Source organism: Vibrio mediterranei (assembly GCF_900088415.1).
GTDB lineage: Bacteria > Pseudomonadota > Gammaproteobacteria > Enterobacterales > Vibrionaceae > Vibrio > Vibrio mediterranei.
Genome location: NZ_FLLQ01000001.1, coordinates 1,051,401 through 1,068,845 on the forward strand (window position 1 = coordinate 1,051,401; position 17,445 = coordinate 1,068,845).

General features: G+C 43.3%; 16 protein-coding genes. 9 read left to right on the top strand and 7 right to left on the bottom strand.

Translation table 11 applies throughout. The features are described 5' to 3' along the window. Positions 1-23 precede the first annotated feature (23 nt). Positions 24-650, top strand: coding sequence for a hypothetical protein (locus VME0621_RS04710; protein WP_062456175.1), 627 nt, complete (start codon positions 24-26; stop codon positions 648-650). On the opposite strand, the gene VME0621_RS04715 is transcribed toward VME0621_RS04710, so the two are convergent. Continuing rightward, positions 620-2,398 carry an SgrR family transcriptional regulator gene (locus tag VME0621_RS04715; protein WP_062456177.1) on the bottom strand — a complete coding sequence of 593 codons (1,779 nt, stop codon included), beginning with the start codon at positions 2,396-2,398 and terminating at the stop codon, positions 620-622. The two genes, VME0621_RS04710 and VME0621_RS04715, sit on opposite strands and share 31 nt — an antisense overlap. A 182-nt stretch (positions 2,399-2,580) precedes the next feature. On the opposite strand from VME0621_RS04715, the gene VME0621_RS26520 reads away from it, so the two are divergent. Next, a complete protein-coding gene (locus VME0621_RS26520; protein WP_006070332.1) occupies positions 2,581-2,724 on the top strand; it encodes a hypothetical protein in 144 nt (47 codons plus the stop codon). 87 nt (positions 2,725-2,811) lie between these two features. Here the strand turns inward: VME0621_RS26520 and VME0621_RS04720 are convergent, their stop codons facing one another. Then, positions 2,812-3,315, bottom strand: a complete 504-nt coding sequence (locus VME0621_RS04720; RefSeq protein WP_006070331.1) for a L,D-transpeptidase family protein — start codon at positions 3,313-3,315, stop codon at positions 2,812-2,814. A 233-nt stretch (positions 3,316-3,548) separates the two neighbouring features. Between VME0621_RS04720 and VME0621_RS04725 the strand changes: the two genes are divergently transcribed. Further along, positions 3,549-4,268: an SDR family oxidoreductase gene (locus VME0621_RS04725; protein ID WP_062456181.1), complete on the top strand. Its 720-nt coding sequence runs from the start codon at positions 3,549-3,551 to the stop codon at positions 4,266-4,268. A 45-nt stretch (positions 4,269-4,313) separates the two neighbouring features. Here VME0621_RS04725 and VME0621_RS04730 read toward each other — a convergent pair whose 3' ends face one another. Further along, entirely contained in the window at positions 4,314-4,970 is a 657-nt protein-coding gene (locus tag VME0621_RS04730) for a cupin domain-containing protein (RefSeq protein WP_062456183.1), read from the bottom strand. A gap of 255 nt (positions 4,971-5,225) precedes the next feature. Here VME0621_RS04730 and VME0621_RS26775 point away from each other — a divergent pair, with 255 nt between their 5' ends. Together VME0621_RS26775 and VME0621_RS04735 are read left to right on the top strand one after the other, a co-directional pair. Further along, positions 5,226-5,369: a hypothetical protein gene (locus tag VME0621_RS26775; protein ID WP_006070328.1), complete on the top strand. Its 144-nt coding sequence runs from the start codon at positions 5,226-5,228 to the stop codon at positions 5,367-5,369. A gap of 244 nt (positions 5,370-5,613) precedes the next feature. Then, positions 5,614-6,345: a sulfite exporter TauE/SafE family protein gene (locus VME0621_RS04735; protein WP_006070327.1), complete on the top strand. Its 732-nt coding sequence runs from the start codon at positions 5,614-5,616 to the stop codon at positions 6,343-6,345. 61 nt (positions 6,346-6,406) lie between these two features. On the opposite strand, the gene uxuA is transcribed toward VME0621_RS04735, so the two are convergent. The 4 genes from uxuA to VME0621_RS04755 form a co-directional block, all read right to left on the bottom strand. After that, the gene (uxuA, locus tag VME0621_RS04740) at positions 6,407-7,588 is read right to left on the bottom strand and encodes a mannonate dehydratase (protein ID WP_062456186.1); all 1,182 of its coding nucleotides are present in this window, start codon (positions 7,586-7,588) and stop codon (positions 6,407-6,409) included. 96 nt (positions 7,589-7,684) lie between these two features. Further along, positions 7,685-8,434, bottom strand: a complete 750-nt coding sequence (locus VME0621_RS04745) for an FCD domain-containing protein (protein WP_006070325.1) — start codon at positions 8,432-8,434, stop codon at positions 7,685-7,687. A gap of 81 nt (positions 8,435-8,515) precedes the next feature. After that, positions 8,516-10,315: a glycoside hydrolase family 2 protein gene (locus VME0621_RS04750; RefSeq protein ID WP_062456189.1), complete on the bottom strand. Its 1,800-nt coding sequence runs from the start codon at positions 10,313-10,315 to the stop codon at positions 8,516-8,518. Between the two features lie 54 nt (positions 10,316-10,369). Beyond that, positions 10,370-11,359, bottom strand: a complete 990-nt coding sequence (locus VME0621_RS04755) for a TRAP transporter substrate-binding protein (protein WP_006070323.1) — start codon at positions 11,357-11,359, stop codon at positions 10,370-10,372. 308 nt (positions 11,360-11,667) lie between these two features. On the opposite strand from VME0621_RS04755, the gene VME0621_RS04760 reads away from it, so the two are divergent. Genes VME0621_RS04760 through VME0621_RS04775 form a run of 4 tightly spaced genes read left to right on the top strand, consistent with a single transcriptional unit; the run spans position 11,668 to position 17,439 of the window. Next, on the top strand, positions 11,668-12,186 hold the full coding sequence (locus VME0621_RS04760) for a TRAP transporter small permease (RefSeq protein WP_006070322.1): 519 nt from the start codon (positions 11,668-11,670) through the stop codon (positions 12,184-12,186). Positions 12,187-12,204: 18 nt separating this feature from the next. After that, positions 12,205-13,506 (top strand): TRAP transporter large permease, encoded by a 1,302-nt coding sequence (locus VME0621_RS04765; RefSeq protein WP_062456192.1) that lies wholly within the window; start codon positions 12,205-12,207, stop codon positions 13,504-13,506. Positions 13,507-13,566: 60 nt separating this feature from the next. Next, positions 13,567-15,963, top strand: coding sequence for a glycoside hydrolase family 31 protein (locus VME0621_RS04770; protein ID WP_062456195.1), 2,397 nt, complete (start codon positions 13,567-13,569; stop codon positions 15,961-15,963). Between the two features lie 12 nt (positions 15,964-15,975). Next, a complete protein-coding gene (locus VME0621_RS04775) occupies positions 15,976-17,439 on the top strand; it encodes a fructuronate reductase (protein ID WP_062456198.1) in 1,464 nt (487 codons plus the stop codon). Positions 17,440-17,445 lie beyond the last annotated feature (6 nt).

Consider the following 17,445-nt stretch of genomic DNA (forward strand, 5'->3'; position numbering starts at 1 on the left):
CACTTATTCTGCTTGGGATACCCATGAAAACGTTATTAACTATCGCCCTGACCCTTTTATTACCATTGCAAAGCGTCTTTGCCGCGACCTCAGAAACTACAGAGCCGAGCGAGCTAGACGAGCCATTAGTCAATATTAAAATGATGCTAGATCTTAAGGGAATCGAACAGTCCATTGAGCGCTCTGCAGTTGCCATCGATAATTTGGCGACATCGTTAACTTTACTGTCAAAAAATGAAAGCTTGAATGAGGAACAACGACAAGTGCTCGTTGATACCATGGATAACATCAACGAACTCACTGAGATGTCCAAACAATCACTTATTGCCTTACCGGGCGCTTTAGAACAATCACAAAACTCCATCGCCAACAGCACCAAAAAATTTGCCTACGACGTTCGATTTAATGTGTTGTTATTGCTTGCTCTACTTGTCTTCGCCATTGTTCTGGCTTTGATTGCAGCGTACTGGTTAATTCTTCGTCCAATGCAAGGCACCATTATTCACGCCACACGAAACGTGTCCAAAATGGCCAGTGCGATCCATCAAACGGCAGAATCGTTAGAAACGACCACAGCCAATCAAAAGGTGCTAACCGAACGCTTAGCAGCGCACGAGGTTCAATCTACAGACCAAACATCACGTAATTGAGGCCAGCCCCAAGTCGTGATTTCCACACCTTTCAAGATGCCATGAAAGCTCAATGTTTGACGATGATGAAACATTGGGCTGGCTAACCCTTCATGTATCAAAAGCGAACCTAGCTGTTCTAACTGTTTTAAATAATCACTTGGCTTTGAACTCGCCCTAATCTTGTCAATCTCCGAAATAAGGCAATCACTGGCTTGTTTACCAATTGCAGAATGAAGTACGGGGTCACTAAGGAAAAACAATAAAGCCGATACCTGCCTATTATCATCTAAGTTTAAGCTGCTCATAATAAGCTCTTCTTCAAACCCTTCTGCCATAGCTTTTTCAATAAACTCATGAAACTTGTACAAGTTGAGTTCTACTTTCACCCCTTGTCGCTCAAGAATCTTCTTCGCGGCATCAGCGCTTCGTAAAACACCGGGATGAGCATAGAAAGCTATCTGAATAGTTTCAGGTAGGTCAACGGGCTGAGCGGTATGAATTCGCTTAACGTTGTGCCAGAAAGGAAAGAAATTACTCGCTATTTCCGCACCGAAGGTACGCTGATCCAGCGTTAACTGGTGCCAAACATTTTCACCGCATAAGGTTTCACTAAACCAACGTCGTTGAGGGTAAGTAAGTGCTCTACCATACTGATTAAAGAGGAGAAACAGGCAACCATCTTCAATTCTTGCTCGTGATGTGGCACTGAGCAATTCATTCTGATCAAAGTCGATGGCGGGATGGGATATAGTCGACCTAGATGAGGGCTCGATACACTTAATGGTGGGTGAAACACGGTGCGCACATGCTGCATCACGCTCAGTCACTTTCTCTATACTGCCATCCAAAGACCAAATCGTAACATTATCGGTTAAGGCTCTTAGCCCAAAATACTGTTCATTAGCAACGAGGGAGAGTACTTGTTCTGAATGGTTATTAAGTGAAAAGACACCACTACCGACTATGTTTCGATCATTTTGTGCCAATTGCTCTGGTGGCTGTATCGAATACTTAAGATCGGTGAGCAGCGCGGCAAACCCTCTGTCAGGACGGCTAAGATTGATGGTCATCACATAGGGGGGCTTAACATCTATGGATTCCAAATGGTCGAGTTCATTCGCATAGTAGCGATGTTGCTGAAGTTGCAACAATAAGCTTTTAATCGTCTTAGCATCAATCCGGTCACCGTTGTCAAAAAACACGGAAGGTCGAATGTAGAAAGTCCAAACTTGAAACGACGGGTCCACTTCCCAATGATGCGCCACATCAGGTTTGAGCTCGCCAGCTTTATCCATTGAAACCAGACAACTATAGAGCTGGCGATTCAAGAATCGTTCGCTATTTCGATGTGGAATATGAGGAACTAATCGAGTTAATGGTCGGTTATAGGTCAGTTGGACATTGACACGTCCTTCAGTGATTTTTGCACCTGAGGTTTGTTGTAGCAGTTGACCAAACGCCACTTGATCATTATCTAAAAATTCCAGAGCCCGGTCATACTTACCCTCTTTAACCCATTGAGAAGCAATACGACGTTTAACCTCCCCTTCAGACAATAATCGAATGAGTGTAGAGCGCTGGTTTCGGCCCGCTCTGGGCACCCAAGTAATCCATTCCGCTTGGCTTAGGTGTTTTAGGATCGAACGCGTGTGCCTTGGGCTAGAAAAGAAACGCTCTGCGACGTCAGAAAGTGTCACTGCATGCTGATGACCGACTTCAAAAGCCTCTAGGCGCTTAAAGTAACGATAAAGGTTAATACTTTCCAAAAACAGGTACCAATTCGTCTTAGTAATGTTCCTTATTTTAGCAATTTAAACCCGCATTCATAGATTAATCGCCAAAGCTTTACTTATAAGGAACATTTGAGACAAAAATAACTCTGTTTTTAACTGCCGTATTTTAACCGACAATGAGTTCAGATTCTGAAGCAAACTCAGGCTGGAGGAACATGATGAAACACACTAAGCCTAAAGCAAAACAAGATGCAAAACGTCCATTGCGAGACTACTACTTGGCTCAACTTGCCGGCAGTAAATCCAAATTCAAATCAGAAACGTTGATTCGACTGGCCCAAACCTGCAACTACATGTAACTAAGAATTTAGCGACGGTAAGATCCATTATGTTTATGCTCCACCCCCGCAATCATAAGCTTGCTGTCGCTATTCCGACTAACTTCATTACCATCGAATATAAATAGGCGTGCCTATTTTCACTAAAGAAACAAGCTCATCCATCTCATCGTTAGTAATGGCAATACAACCATTAGTCCAATCAAAGCTTTGTACGAATTGAGGTGGCTTAGTATTGTTGTTCTTCAACCCATGAATTTTAATGTTGCCGCCAGGCGCGACACCCAAACTCTTTGCACGATTTTTGTCTCTCAGGTTAGGATAACTAATGTGCATGGAGCGATAAAAAGCGGAATCGTCCATAACAAAATCGAGATAGTACTTTCCTTCCGGCGTTCGATTATCACCCTCTTGGATTTTATGCCCTCTCGGATTCTTACCAAGCGCAATCCTATACTCACGGATAACAGTATCGCCATCCATCAAGTACATTCGCCTTGCTGATTTCTTTACCTCTACTCTATCAATTTTGACATCTGGAGAGATCTCCAGACCAAAAGATCGAAATGGCAGCCCCACTATAACCAATACAACTAATAACCACTTATACATCAGTTCGTCCCCTAACAACTGACAGGAATTTTAACCCTTTCTGACACACGATCCAACGAGGTGTTTAGGTGCATATCTTTTTTAGTATAGGAACAGAAGGTTAGTTTTCATTGTTGCTATATGACAACACAGTTTCAATTAAATCCCCATATATCAACAATAATTCATCTACTACAATACACACATCTTCGAAAAAGAAGTCTAATCACAAATAACACTTAGAGGGTGAACAAATGAAAAAGCTGATTGTAATTACAGGTGCGAGTTCTGGTATTGGTGAAGCGATTGCTCGTCGTTTAAGTGACGCTGGTCACCCACTATTGCTTTTGGCTCGTCGTGTAGAAAAACTTGAAGCACTGCAACTTCCTAACACACTGTGTGAAAAAGTCGACATCACTGACAAAGCTACGTTTGAAGCTGCAATCGCTAAAGCTGAAGCGCAGTTTGGTCCTGCCGATGCTCTTATCAACAATGCCGGCATGATGCTACTTGGCCAGATCGATACGCAAGACTCTGCAGAGTGGAAAACCATGTTTGACGTTAATGTACTAGGTCTACTAAACGGCATGCAAGCGGTGCTAGCACCAATGAAAGCTCGTAACTCTGGTACAATTATCAACATCAGTTCCATTGCAGGTCGCAAGACGTTCGGCAATCACGCTGCTTATTGTGGTACTAAATTTGCCGTTCACGCAATTTCAGAAAACGTACGTGAAGAAGTTGCAGAATCAGACGTACGTGTTGTTACTATTGCACCCGGCGCTGTAGAAACTGAGCTTCTTTCACATACTACTTCTCAAGAAATTAAAGACGGTTATGATGAGTGGAAAGAAGTGATGGGTGGCGTGTTAGCTGCAGATGATGTGGCTCGTGCGGTAGAGTTTGCTTACTCCCAACCTCAGAATGTCTGCATTCGTGAAATCGTCCTAGCACCAACACGTCAACAGCCTTAATAAGGCTCGTTGTTAAAAAACGTAAGGCGGCAATCTATTGTCGCCTTATTTTTTGATTGGTAGATGGCCGGTCTTAAACCAAATGGTTGTCGGTTGTTTTACATAGGGTGTATGTTGGCTTTCGTGAGGACTTCGCGTCCATGTTCCTTTGGGGTACTCTCCGTGTTCGTCTATCAACGCCCCTTCTATAACAAACAGTTCTTCACCACCAAAATGACCATGTGAATGGTAGTTATCCGGACCATTCCAACGCAGTAGCACAACATTCTCCCGATTGAAGGAGTGCAAAGGCAAAATTTCCATTTGACCTATCCCCGGTCGCCATTCTGCTTGGGTCGTATCAACTCTAACAAACTTGAGATCATTCTCATCAAACTGATTGAGTTTTACCAAGATGACACACCCTTGTTTACTAAATGGCGCGTGTGAGCTACCCGGTGGGTTTCGAAGGTATGTGCCTGCTGGGTAATCTCCCGTTTCATCAGAAAACACACCGTCTAATACAAATATCTCTTCACCCAGTGGATGCGAGTGTTGACTAAACCGAGTTCCTGGGCGGTATTCAACGATGCTAGTAACATGACCTGACTCAGCGGCTTCTCGTTCTAAAGGCTTCCGATTCACACCATTTGCGGGAGAGGCGATCCATTCCATAGTCAATGTATCGATAACAACTCTTTGGGAGAAATCCATATTCAACATACAACGTATCCCTTGTTGATTGATGATTTAATTATAAGATATTTGTTTCAAAACACGTACAAACATTTCAATATATCAAATTACATTCCCAGACTTGTCATTGTAAGCAGTTGTAAATTTATGACCTACTCGCTTTTTATACAATTAGTTCAAAGATAAAGTTCAATATATAGCTTGACGTCGCAATTAATATTCTACCAATGACATAAAATAGATAGCAGATAAATACTGTTCACGTTTCAAAGGAGAAGCGATATGGAGAAGATAATTAATACCATTGGCCTATGCATCATAGCAAGCAAATATGCCATTGTACTACTTGTAGCTGGTATTACTTTCAGTACTGGTGCTTTAGCGACAGAATTACTACTCTGCACTGGGTTAGAAAGCTCTGAATAGGACATAACTATACTTCGCAAGGAATAAAGGAATATTAGCGGCATTCATTTTTAACTTCTTTTAGTTGCTTAATATTTCAGGGAGCATTATTGCTCCCTTTTTTTATTTTTCATATCACTTCATATAATAATTCTTAACATCATCTATTTTAAATATTTTGTTACTTTTAGCGTGTCTACGTGATGACAATTGTATACAATAGCAGCACTGCTGTTGTAATGTTGTTCTTTATAAAGGAAGTCCCATGCTCGCTGACTGGTTTAGTCACACGGCACTTATCGCGATGTTGCTGATCTTTTTGGGTTCGTTTGTACAAACTGCCATTGGATTTGGGTTAGCGATCGTTGCTGCACCACTGCTGTTCCAAGTATCTCCTGACTATGTACCGGCCCCTATCTGCTTGGTTGCATTATTTATCTCTTTACTTAATGCTGCGAAACATCGCTCTAATATTGCAATCGGCGGATTAAAAATGGCCATGATTGGTCGTGTACCGGGCTCGATTGCAGGAGCTGCGTTGCTTCTGTACGTTTCCACACAGGTTTTATCCCTGTGGTTAGGGGTATTGGTAGTATTCGCCGTTGTAGTTAGCCTACTGCCATTCAGAATAGAACCAACACCTACCAGAATGGGTGTCGCTGGCTTCTTCTCCGGCTTTTTTGGTACCAGTAGTGCCATTGGAGGGCCACCGATGGCCTTGTTACTCCAGCACCAAGAGGCGAACCAATTAAGAGGCAATTTGTCCGCTTTCTTCGTATTCAGTTCGATCATGTCATTAGTCGTGCAAGCACCGATAGGCTTCCTAACACTACATCATTTGTATATCACGGTACCGCTTATCCCAGCAGCATGGTTAGGCTATAAGTTGGCTTTAATGACTACTCATTCCCTACCAAAAGAGAAAATCCGTATTGGCGCACTGGCATTATGTTCACTCAGTGGTGTTACCGCTATTGTTCAAGGTCTAATTCATTAACAACAAAACAAAGAAGGAGGCAAACGCCTCCTTCTTTTTTAGTATACGAATGGTGGAGCCATTACATATAAAATGCGCGCTTCAAAGCGAGTTCCACACCACGAATCTCAGCCAACCCTTTCAAACGACCGATACAAGAATAACCTGGGTTGGTATGTTTCTTTAGATCGTCGATCATTTGATGGCCATGGTCTGGTCTCATTGGAATCATGCGAGTCTCACCGGCGCTTACTCGACGGTTCTCTTCTTTCAACAACGCATTGATCACATTGTACATATCGACATCGCCTTCCAGATGAGCTGCCTCATGGAAACTCATCGGATTATCTTCACGCTGAGTAGAGCGTAAGTGCGTAAAGTAAATGCGATCTCCGTATGATTCGATCATTTTCACCAAGTCATTGTCACCACGGACACCATACGAACCTGTGCACATCGTGATACCGTTCATTTTACTCGGCACTGCCGTTGTTAACGCTTCAATATCTTCAATCGTCGACACAATGCGCGGTAGACCAAGAATCGGACGCGGTGGATCATCAGGGTGAACCGCCAACTTAAGTCCATACTGCTCACAAACTGGAATCAGCTCTTGTAAGAACAGCACCATGTGTTCGCGCAGCTTCTCTTTATCGATGCCTTTATAGGTATCTAGGCGCGCTTGAAACTCTTCAAGAGTGTACCCTTCCTCGGCACCAGGTAATCCAGCAATGATGTTAGACGTTAGCTTATCGATCTGAGCTTGAGACATAGCGTCAAAACACGCCTTGGCATCCGCTTGCTCCTGTTCGGTATATTCAGCTTTCGCGCCTGGACGTTTGAGAATAAATAGTTCAAACGCTGCAAACTCGATTTGGTCGAAACGCAGTGCTTTTGAGCCATCAGCTAATTCATATTCCAAATCTGTACGCGTCCAATCTAATACCGGCATGAAGTTATAACACACCGTATCAATACCGCATTCAGCAAGATTGATTAGCGATTGCTTGTAGTTATCAATCCACTGTTGATAATTACCAGAGCGAGTCTTAATTTCTTCATGTACTGGTACACTTTCTACAACCGACCAAACAAAGCCTTTTGCTTCAATTATTTCTTTGCGCTTTAGTATTTCTTCTTTTGTCCAAATTTCACCATTTGGAATATGGTGCAGAGCATTTACAATACCAGTTGCTCCCGCCTGTTTAATATCATCTAGTGATACAGGGTCATTAGGGCCATACCAACGCCATGTTTGTTCCATATTAATTACCTATCTTTGGACAAGACTAGTGCGTAGCGAATAATTTCATACTCACTAGTCGTTATTATTATTGAAGAGCTAAATTGTTATTTTTAACTAACGGAAAAGGAAGCCGTCAAATTGCGGATCATCTACGTCAGATAATTCAAATAACGTTTGTTTTACGTTTTCCAAGTGTTGCCACATTGCTTCTCTTGCACCTTCAGGATCTCTACGTTGAAGGGCAAGCAACACTTTTTCGTGATCGTCTAACCAAGCGGTACGATAATTCATGTTAGTGATACGTGAGTGCAACTGTCTCCACATTGAACTCTCATCGCGGCGCATCCAAAGATCTTTAACAATATCACTAAGAACACTGTTTTGAGACGCTTCTGCAATGGTTAAATGGAATAGTTCATCACCATCGTAATCCCCATGACCTGTTTCCAACTGTTGACGCTCAGTATCTAATGCCTCTCTGAGGCGACTGATATCGTTTTTCGTCACATGCATCGCTGCAAAACTGGCGATTTGGCTTTCGAGTACTTGTCGAGCTTGAAGTAATTCAAAAGGACCAATATCAGAATTTGCCCTAAGCGTTGCCAATTGAGATTGCTGAGCATCAGCAGAGGGCTTTGCGTTGACGTAAACGCCTGAGCCTTTGCGAACTTCAACTAATCCTTGCAGCTCTAGCATGATAATCGCTTCACGCACCACAGATCGGCTCACTTCCATCTCTTCAGCGATATCACGTTCAGGAGGCAGTCTGTCCCCTATTTTGAATTCATCTGATTGAATACGCTCTTGAAGCGCAAGTCCGATTTCTTGATACAGTCTTTTAGGTGCAGTAATAGCGATATTCATAGCATCGTCTTATAAATTGGTCTTAGGTTAATAATATCACTTGGTTTAAATTGGTCAACCAATTGGTTGACCAATTATATGTCATTTCAAGCTTTCTTGTTTCAACTTGCCATAGAAGTCAGCAAGTAGCATAAATGACTCTTTTTTCGTAAATTTGTCATTCGAGATGAGACCTTTACGGTTCCAACCTTTCTGGAACATGTTCTGGCGACGTTCCACACGGAACTCATAAAGAATCCATGGCGAAATGCCTTTAATGTAATCCAGTTTTTCCAGATATTCGATTTGCTTTTTGTATACATCTGTCATGTATGACTCGCTGAAGAAGCCGGTTTTCGGCGCACCCTCACCAATGAAGCCATCAGCACCAGTCTCCGAAATAACAACCGGTTTACCTGGATTAGAGTTTTCACCGATTTCGATAAGGTCATCAAACACTTCTTCATACCAACCGTAGTACTCGTTGATACCAATAATATCTAGATGCTCAGCTAAACGGTCCTCAATCTTGTTCTTCGCATGGTTAACCAAACAAGCAGCAGAAACTAGACGACAAGGATCATTGTCACGCGCGGTACGAACTAGACCAGACATAAACTCTAAGCGCGCATCCGTATCAGCGTTCTCATTGCCCACTGACCACATAATGATACTTGCGCGGTTACGGTCACGCTTAATCATCTCTAGTAGTTGGTTTTCTGCGTCTCGGTAAGTTGCTGGATTTTCGAAATCTATCGCCCAATATACTGGTATTTCAGCCCAGATAAGGAAACCAAGCTCATCAGCCATTTTGGTCGCCATTTCGTGGTGCGTATAGTGCGCAAATCGCATGTAATTGCAGTTCAGCTCTTTCGCATGCTGGAATCGACGCTTTAGGTCTTCCGGTGTAACAACCTTGCCTATCTCTTTGTCATCTTCATGGACACTGATACCACGTAAGAAAGTATTCACACCATTAACAAAGATTTCGGTACCTTTAACTTCGACCTGTCTAAAACCGATACGATCTGTGACGACATCATTCCCGTAGGTTGCTGAAACATCATACAGTTTCGGACTTTCTGGAGACCAAAGCTCAGGCTCAACGCTTAATTCTATTGTTGCTTTTCCATCTACAATTGACAGTCTCTCATTGATACCCAGCTCTTCAATTGCAAAGGTTATTTCAGACTGTGAACCTTCAACTTCTACGTCAACATGCACCAAGTTATATTGACCGTTTGGTACTAAGTAGACATGCAAATCTCGAATGATCTCTTTTGGGGTTCTTACAATCTCGATATCACGATATATACCACCGTAGTTGAACCAATCGGTATTGCGCATTGGGACTCGGTCTAGGGTGCGAGTATTGTTAACGCAGCACATTATCCAGTTACGCCCCTGGTTTAATTTACCCGTAAACTCAGCGAAAAATGGCGTGGAACCACCATAGTGATTACCTAGAAACTCGCCATTTAAGAATACCTTACAATCATATTGTGCAGCACCAACACGTAAGAATACACGCTCATCCGTATTAGACTCTTCATAATCCCAAGATTTGGTATACCAAGCACTGCCTTCGAAGAAATACCACTTCTCCTTTTGCATTTGCCAACACGAAGGTACTGGAATGGTTTCGCCGACGTATGGGTCATAGTCCCAAGGTTCAATTCGTTGCTCTGCTGGCATCGGCTTCATGTCATACCAACGTTGACGAAGGCCTGTATCTAAAAGGTCAACCGCAAAGTTCCAATGTCCATTTAGAGACTCAGTGTTGCGTCCCCCCATAAACAACATATTGCTATGGTTTAAATTCTGCAGATTGAAAGGCACATCGTATTGTTCGTCATGCAAACAATTAATTGCATTCTCAGCAAGTTCAGAACGTTCTAGCATCTTACTTAAACTCCGAAAGCGGGAGCACAAATCGTGCTCCCAAAAACTCATTAATTATTGAACTGCTAACGCATCGATATCGCGTACGTAGTCTGCAATTGCAGGGTTATTCAACGCCGCATCGTGCATTGGTTTCACTGCATCAACAAATGGTTGTTTTTCTACAGTCACGAACTCTACGCCCATGCTATCTTTTGCTTTCTCGATAGCTTCGTTCGTCATTTTGGTCCATAGATCTTTGTGATACATCATGGAATCTTTAGCCGCTTTCTTAAGAGCTTCTTGCTGGTCTTTCGGCAGCTTGTCCCAAACTTTAGAGCTAATTACTAGAACATCTGGAATCATCGTATGCTCATCTTGGCTAAATACTTTAGCAACTTCACCGTGACGAGCGGTTGTTAGCGCTGTAGGGTTGTTTTCTGCACCATCAACAACGCCTTGTTGCATTGCAGTGTATAGCTCACCGTAAGATAGTGGAGTTGGCGAACCACCCATCAGTTTAATCATTTCAACAGCAGTTGGACTTGGCTGAACGCGGATTTTCATACCACTAAGATCAGCAGGTGTTTTAATGGCTTTTGAGGCGTAGAAGCTGCGAGCACCAGCATCATAATAAGTTAAACCAACAAAACCTTTATCGTGAGAGGAATCTAGGATTTTTTCACCTACTTCACCTTGCATTACACGGTAGTAGTGGTCACGGTCACGGAAGATATAAGGAATGTTAAACGCACCATAAGCTGGTTCAAACGCTTCCATTTCACTCGCATTTGATTTCGCAATGTCTAAAGCACCATTCTGTAGCAATTCCATCGATTCACGTTGAGTGCCAAGCTGTCCATTCGGATAAATACGGATACGAACTTCACCATCTGTCAGCTCTTTCACTTCATCAGCCATGTACTGCATTGATTTATGCACAGGGTGATTACGGTCTTGGTTGTGGCTAAGTTTTAGCGTGGTTACTGCAGAAGCGGTAAAAGAAGTCGATGCAGCGAGAGCACAAGTAACGAAAGTTGTTAGTGCTGTTTTGTTCCAACGCATAGGGGAGTCTCCATTCAATTTATGTTCAGTTATAGGATTAATTATTACAATTCGGTTAACCAATTATGGCTAAATTCCGTTTCTTATTAACTACGCTATCAATCTGAACCATCACCAACCAATAATCAACGTGAAAAATCGAATTGGTTGACCAATGTCATACTTTTATCGCTAAAATTGGTTGGACCAATTTTATTGTGAGATTTGTCACAAGCGGTTTCAATTTACTGTGTTTAAATCTGCTCAACCTTACCTCTTGCTCTTTTTCCAAATTATAAGACGAAGGATTTCGTCAACTAGGAGATGTTATGAATAAGCTCATTACGATAATGAATAAGGTTTTATCCTTATTCTGTATTTCGCTGAGTAGTGTTTTAGTTGTTTGCGTGTCTTGGCAGGTGTTCTCTCGCTATGTATTAAACGCGCCGAGTACTTTCACTGATGAAGTTGCCCGTTTTCTCTTTATCTGGGTCGGTTTGATGGGTGCAGCTTATACGCTAGGACAAAAACGCCACCTTGCTATTGACTTATTAGCAATGAAAATCGAACACGACGAAGCTAAACATAACAAGTTGAAGTTACTGATTAATATGATCAGCATGTCTTTCGCCTCCATCATTATGGTCTATGGTGGCGGTAGATTAATGTTAAAAACTCTAGCGACAGGTCAAGTATCTCCCGCTCTAGGTATAGAGATGGGTTTAGTGTATGCCGCAATTCCTCTTGCGGGCTTATTTATGGTGATTTATTTGGTCCAAGATATTCTTGAGAATATCGCTTTTATGACCTCAAAAAATACCAACTCTTCCACTCTTTCAAACCAATAATTAATAAGGAATATTACTGTGGAATGGCAAATAATTATTGTTTTATTTGGTAGCTTTTTCCTTTTCCTAGGATTAGGGGTTCCTATTTCGTTCGCTATTGGTATTGCGTCATTATTAACGGTAATGATGACACTACCTTTTGATGCCGCTATCGCCGTTATTTCTCAGAAAATGGCATCCGGCCTTGATAGCTTTGCTCTACTAGCAATACCATTCTTTATCCTAGCGGGTAATATCATGAACCAAGGCGGTATTGCACTTCGCCTTATTGAATTCGCAAAAGTACTTGGTGGCCGCCTCCCAGGGTCATTAGCTCACGTAAACGTACTTGCTAACATGATGTTTGGTGCTATTTCAGGTTCAGCCGTGGCCTCTGGCGCAGCTGTTGGTGGCACTATGGCACCGCTACAAAAGAAGGAAGGCTATGACCCAGCCTACTCTGCAGCTGTTAACATTACTTCGTGTCCAACAGGCCTATTGATTCCACCAAGTAACACATTCATTGTTTACTCTCTTATTTCCGGTGGCACATCAATCGGCGCACTTTTCCTAGCGGGTTACATCCCAGGAATGATTATGGGCCTTGGCCTTATGATCGTTGCCGCTATTATTGCGAAGAAACGAGGCTATCCTGTTGCCGCTAAGCCATCTACCTCTGTCGTCATTAAGAAAACACTTGATGCTTTACCAGCGCTGAGCTTAATCATCGTCATCATGGGCGGTATCATCGGTGGTATTTTCACAGCAACTGAAGCATCTGCCATTGCTGTTGTTTATACGCTATTGCTGGCTGTAGTTTTCTATCGTGAAGTATCGATCAAACAGCTTCCGGGCATCATTCTTGAATCTGTCGTTACGACATCCATTGTTTTACTACTTATTGGTGCGTCAATGGGCATGTCGTGGGCAATGGCGAACGCTGATATCCCTTATATGATAAGTGATGCCTTATTAGCCGTATCGGAAAACCCATTGATCATTCTACTGATCATCAACTTGATTCTGCTTATTGTCGGTATCTTCATGGATATGACACCAGCGCTACTGATCTTTACACCTATTTTCCTTCCAATCGCGATGGACCTAGGTATGGATCCAGTTCACTTCGGTATCATGATGACCTTCAACCTATGTATCGGTATCTGTACTCCACCTGTAGGTAGTGCACTATTTATCGGTTGTTCTGTAGGCGATGTGAGGATCGACAAAGTTATCAAACCATTACTGCCTTTCTACGCTGTATTGGTACTAGCACTAATGCTAGTGACTTTCGTACCTCAAGTAAGCCTGATACTACCTCAACTATTCCTAGGCTACTAATCTCACCAAATATCATTCTGAGAGCCCGTTTGGGCTCTCTCTATTGAAAGGAATTCTAAAGTGAAGACCATTAGAAACTGGCAATTTAAGCAGCAAAATAATAACGAAATCATTCTAAGCTGCGACGACAAACACACTCTTCATTTATTCGTGCTAGAGAACCATCTAATTCGTGTGTTATTCCAACGTTACAATACTCTTCGCCTTGACAGAACTTGGATGGTGGCACCCGATGGTAACGATGTACCATGGGAAGGTCGCGACAGAATGTCACTAGAGGGGTTCACCTTACCTACTTTCGAACTCTATGAAAACCAAGATACTCTGCGCATCGAGACAGAGCAGTTGCGTTTAACCGTCCACCAGCCTCTATGGATGGAGTGGGAACATAAAGTAAACGGTGAGTGGAAACCATTAACTAAAGATCGCAAAACAGGCGCATACCAATTGGGTGTGAGTGAACCAGGTATTGCCCACTTTATGAATCGTGGTGACAACGAACTATACTACGGTCTTGGAGAGAAGACTGGCAACCTCAATCGTGAAGGTCGTCGTTTTGAGATGCGCAACCTCGATGCAATGGGTTATGACGCAAGCAAGACCGATCCTCTGTACAAACATGTTCCTTTCTATATCACTAAAACGACCTCTGATGAAAGTGGCGCATCGTTTGGTGTCTTTTATGACAACTTAGCAAGTTGCTGGTTTGATTTAGGAAATGAGCTGGATAACTACCACATCAAATACCGTAGCTATCGTGCCGAAGACGGTGACCTAGATCTGTATTTCATGTACGGCGAAAGCATCAAAAATGTGACTCAACAGTTTGTCCGTTTAACTGGTGGCACTGCCTTTGGTCCAAAATGGAGCTTGGGTTACAGCGGCTCAACCATGCAATACACAGACGCACCTAATTCTCAGGAGCTACTAGAAGGTTTTGTAGACCAATGTGCAGAGCACGGTATTCCTTGTGACTCGTTCCAACTTTCTTCGGGTTATACGTCTATCGGGGACAAACGCTATGTCTTCAACTGGAACTACGAAAAAGTTCCTAATCCAAATGCAATGTCAGACCATTTCCATGCTCATGGGCTGAAGCTAGCCGCAAATATTAAGCCTTGTTTGCTACATGATCACCCTCGTTTCGATGAAGTCAAAGAGAAAGGCTTGTTCATAAAAGATTCCGAGTATGACGTACCAGAAAACTCGGTGTTCTGGGACGCGGACGGCTCACACCTTGATTTTACCAATCCAGAAACTATCAAGTGGTGGCAGGACAATGTTAAAGAGCAGTTATTAGAGAAAGGCATCGATTCTACTTGGAATGACAACAACGAATACGAGATATGGGACAAGAGTGCACGTTGCTTCGGTTTCGGCAAAGAGATTCCTGTTGGCTTGATTCGCCCGCTGCAACCATTACTCATGATGCGTGCTTCTTACGAAGCGCAAACCGAGTTTGCTCCAGAACTTCGCCCATACTTGATTTCACGCTCAGGGTGCCCTGGGATGAACCGCTACGTTCAAACTTGGAGTGGTGACAACAGAACCAACTGGACCAGCTTAAAATACAATATCAAAATGGGTTTAGGTATGAGCTTGTCTGGCTTGTATAACCTTGGTCATGATGTTGGTGGTTTCTCGGGTGACAAGCCTGATCCTGAACTCTTCGCTCGTTGGGTACAGAACGGTGTTATGCACCCACGTTTCACCATCCACTCTTGGAATGACGATGGCAGCGTTAACGAACCTTGGATGCATCCAACTGTCACTCCTATTATACGTGACGCAATGAAGATTCGTTACCAGCTTCTTCCGTACATCTATGATTCGTTGTATCAGGCTCATACTCATGATGAACCAATGCTTCGCCCTACGTTCCTGGACCATGAGCATGATGAAAATACGTTTATCGAAAATGACGACTACCTGCTAGGCAAAGATCTACTCGTCGCTTCCGTAGTAGAAGAAGGACAACGTGAACGTGACATCTACCTTCCAAATAACGAGGATGGTTGGTACGACTTCTACACAGGTCAATGGTATAGCGCTGGTAACACCATTTCCGTCGCCGCACCACTAGAGCGCATCCCTCTGCTTGCTCGTGCAGGTGCAGTGATCCCGACAAGTGCGAGAATCGCTAATGCCAACGCCCAAAAAGATGACAGTCGTGGCCTAAATATTTACCCACTTCAAGGGGTAGGACAGACTCAATGTAGCATTTTTGATGATGACGGTGAGTCTAACGGTTATCTAACAGGCAACCATATTACTTTGAATATCGAAATGGTTTGCGACAACAACACCATTACTTTGAATATTACTCGTACCGGTGACTTCCTGCCGGCATATGACACATTAACGCTGAACCTTCCAAACAGCGAAAAACGTCAACTCATCGTTAACGGAAACACATATCAAAATGGTGATGCGTTTCCACTTTCAGCGGCTAAATAAGGAACCGATTCAATGACAAATATCAGTAACCACACACTGAACGCATCTGTAAGCCAACCTAACTACCCGCGTTCTGAGCTGAAATCACGAATCGTTCATCTAGGCTTCGGTGCATTCCACCGCGCACACCAAGGACTCTTTACTGATGAAGTTGCGCGAAAATCACAAAGTGACTGGGGTATTTGTGAAATCAACCTTTTCGGTGGAGAAGAATTAATTACTTCGCTACGTGCGCAAGATCATTTATATAGTGTCGCTGAAAAAGGCGCTCTATCGACAGACGTCAAGGTCATTGGTTCAGTAACAGAATCTCTACACCCAAGTTTAGACGGCATCGATGCTGTTATTGAAAAAATGGCCGAACCACAGGTCGTCATTGTTTCAATGACTATCACTGAAAAAGGCTACTGCGCAGACCCTGCTACTGGTCGACTAGATAAGAACAATCCTTTAGTCATTGCCGACTTAGAAAACCCATCTTCTCCAAAATCAGCACTAGGCTACATAGTTCAAGCTTTGAAAGTTCGTCGCGAACGTGGTCTATCACCATTTACCGTCATGTCTTGCGACAATGTACAAGAAAACGGTCACGTGGCGAAAGCGGCTATTTTAGAATTCGCCAAGTTACTAGATGCTGAGCTAGGTGCCTGGATTGAAGCAAACGTAACTTTCCCTTGCACTATGGTAGACCGTATCGTTCCTGCTGCAACGGAAGAAACGCTACGTGAAATTACTGAACTACTCGGCGTTGAAGACCCATGTGGTATTGCTTGTGAACCTTTCCGTCAATGGGTAATTGAAGACAACTTCGTAGCTGGTCGTCCAGATTGGAACATTGCTGGTGCAGAGTTTGTCGCAGACGTTGTGCCTTATGAAGAGATGAAGCTAAGAATGCTCAACGGTAGTCACTCATTCTTAGCTTACTTAGGTTACCTCGGTGGTTACGCTCATATCTCAGACACGATGACAGATGCCGGTTATCGCAAAGCCGCTTTCGATATGATGATGTTAGCGCAAGCCCCATCGCTTAAGATGCCCGAAGGGACAGATTTAGAAGCTTACGCCAAGCTGCTCATTGATCGTTTCACTAACCCTAGCTTAAAACATAAGACTTGGCAGATCGCGATGGATGGTAGCCAAAAGATCCCTCAACGTATGGGAGGAAGCCTAAAATTCCATCTAGACCAAGGTTCTGAATTTAAATGGCTTGCAGCAGGTATCGCTGGCTGGATGCGCTATGTGTCTGGTGTTGATGAGCAAGGTAACGAAATCGACGTCCGCGACCCAATGGCGACGATGCTTCGTAGTGTCTGCGAACAGCACGGTCTGAATGTCACTGTCGTCCCAGCATTACTTGGCATCGAAGCAATTTTCCCAGCTGATATTGGCCGTGACCTTCAGGTTATAGACGCCGTTTCGAGCGCTTATCAATCACTAATCGACAATGGTGCAAAAGCGACCGTCGCGGCACTTTAAGGGTGA

What these genes read in the sequence shown, in the direction of transcription:
- VME0621_RS04710 (WP_062456175.1), top strand. Translation starts at nt 24, where the DNA reads ATGAAAACGTTATTAACTATCGCCCTGACCCTTTTATTACCATTGCAA.
- VME0621_RS26520 (WP_006070332.1), top strand. Translation starts at nt 2,581, where the DNA reads ATGATGAAACACACTAAGCCTAAAGCAAAACAAGATGCAAAACGTCCA.
- VME0621_RS04720 (WP_006070331.1), bottom strand. Translation starts at nt 3,315, where the DNA reads ATGTATAAGTGGTTATTAGTTGTATTGGTTATAGTGGGGCTGCCATTT.
- VME0621_RS04725 (WP_062456181.1), top strand. Translation starts at nt 3,549, where the DNA reads ATGAAAAAGCTGATTGTAATTACAGGTGCGAGTTCTGGTATTGGTGAA.
- VME0621_RS04730 (WP_062456183.1), bottom strand. Translation starts at nt 4,970, where the DNA reads ATGTTGAATATGGATTTCTCCCAAAGAGTTGTTATCGATACATTGACT.
- VME0621_RS26775 (WP_006070328.1), top strand. Translation starts at nt 5,226, where the DNA reads ATGGAGAAGATAATTAATACCATTGGCCTATGCATCATAGCAAGCAAA.
- VME0621_RS04735 (WP_006070327.1), top strand. Translation starts at nt 5,614, where the DNA reads ATGCTCGCTGACTGGTTTAGTCACACGGCACTTATCGCGATGTTGCTG.
- uxuA (WP_062456186.1), bottom strand. Translation starts at nt 7,588, where the DNA reads ATGGAACAAACATGGCGTTGGTATGGCCCTAATGACCCTGTATCACTA.
- VME0621_RS04745 (WP_006070325.1), bottom strand. Translation starts at nt 8,434, where the DNA reads ATGAATATCGCTATTACTGCACCTAAAAGACTGTATCAAGAAATCGGA.
- VME0621_RS04750 (WP_062456189.1), bottom strand. Translation starts at nt 10,315, where the DNA reads ATGCTAGAACGTTCTGAACTTGCTGAGAATGCAATTAATTGTTTGCAT.
- VME0621_RS04755 (WP_006070323.1), bottom strand. Translation starts at nt 11,359, where the DNA reads ATGCGTTGGAACAAAACAGCACTAACAACTTTCGTTACTTGTGCTCTC.
- VME0621_RS04760 (WP_006070322.1), top strand. Translation starts at nt 11,668, where the DNA reads ATGAATAAGCTCATTACGATAATGAATAAGGTTTTATCCTTATTCTGT.
- VME0621_RS04775 (WP_062456198.1), top strand. Translation starts at nt 15,976, where the DNA reads ATGACAAATATCAGTAACCACACACTGAACGCATCTGTAAGCCAACCT.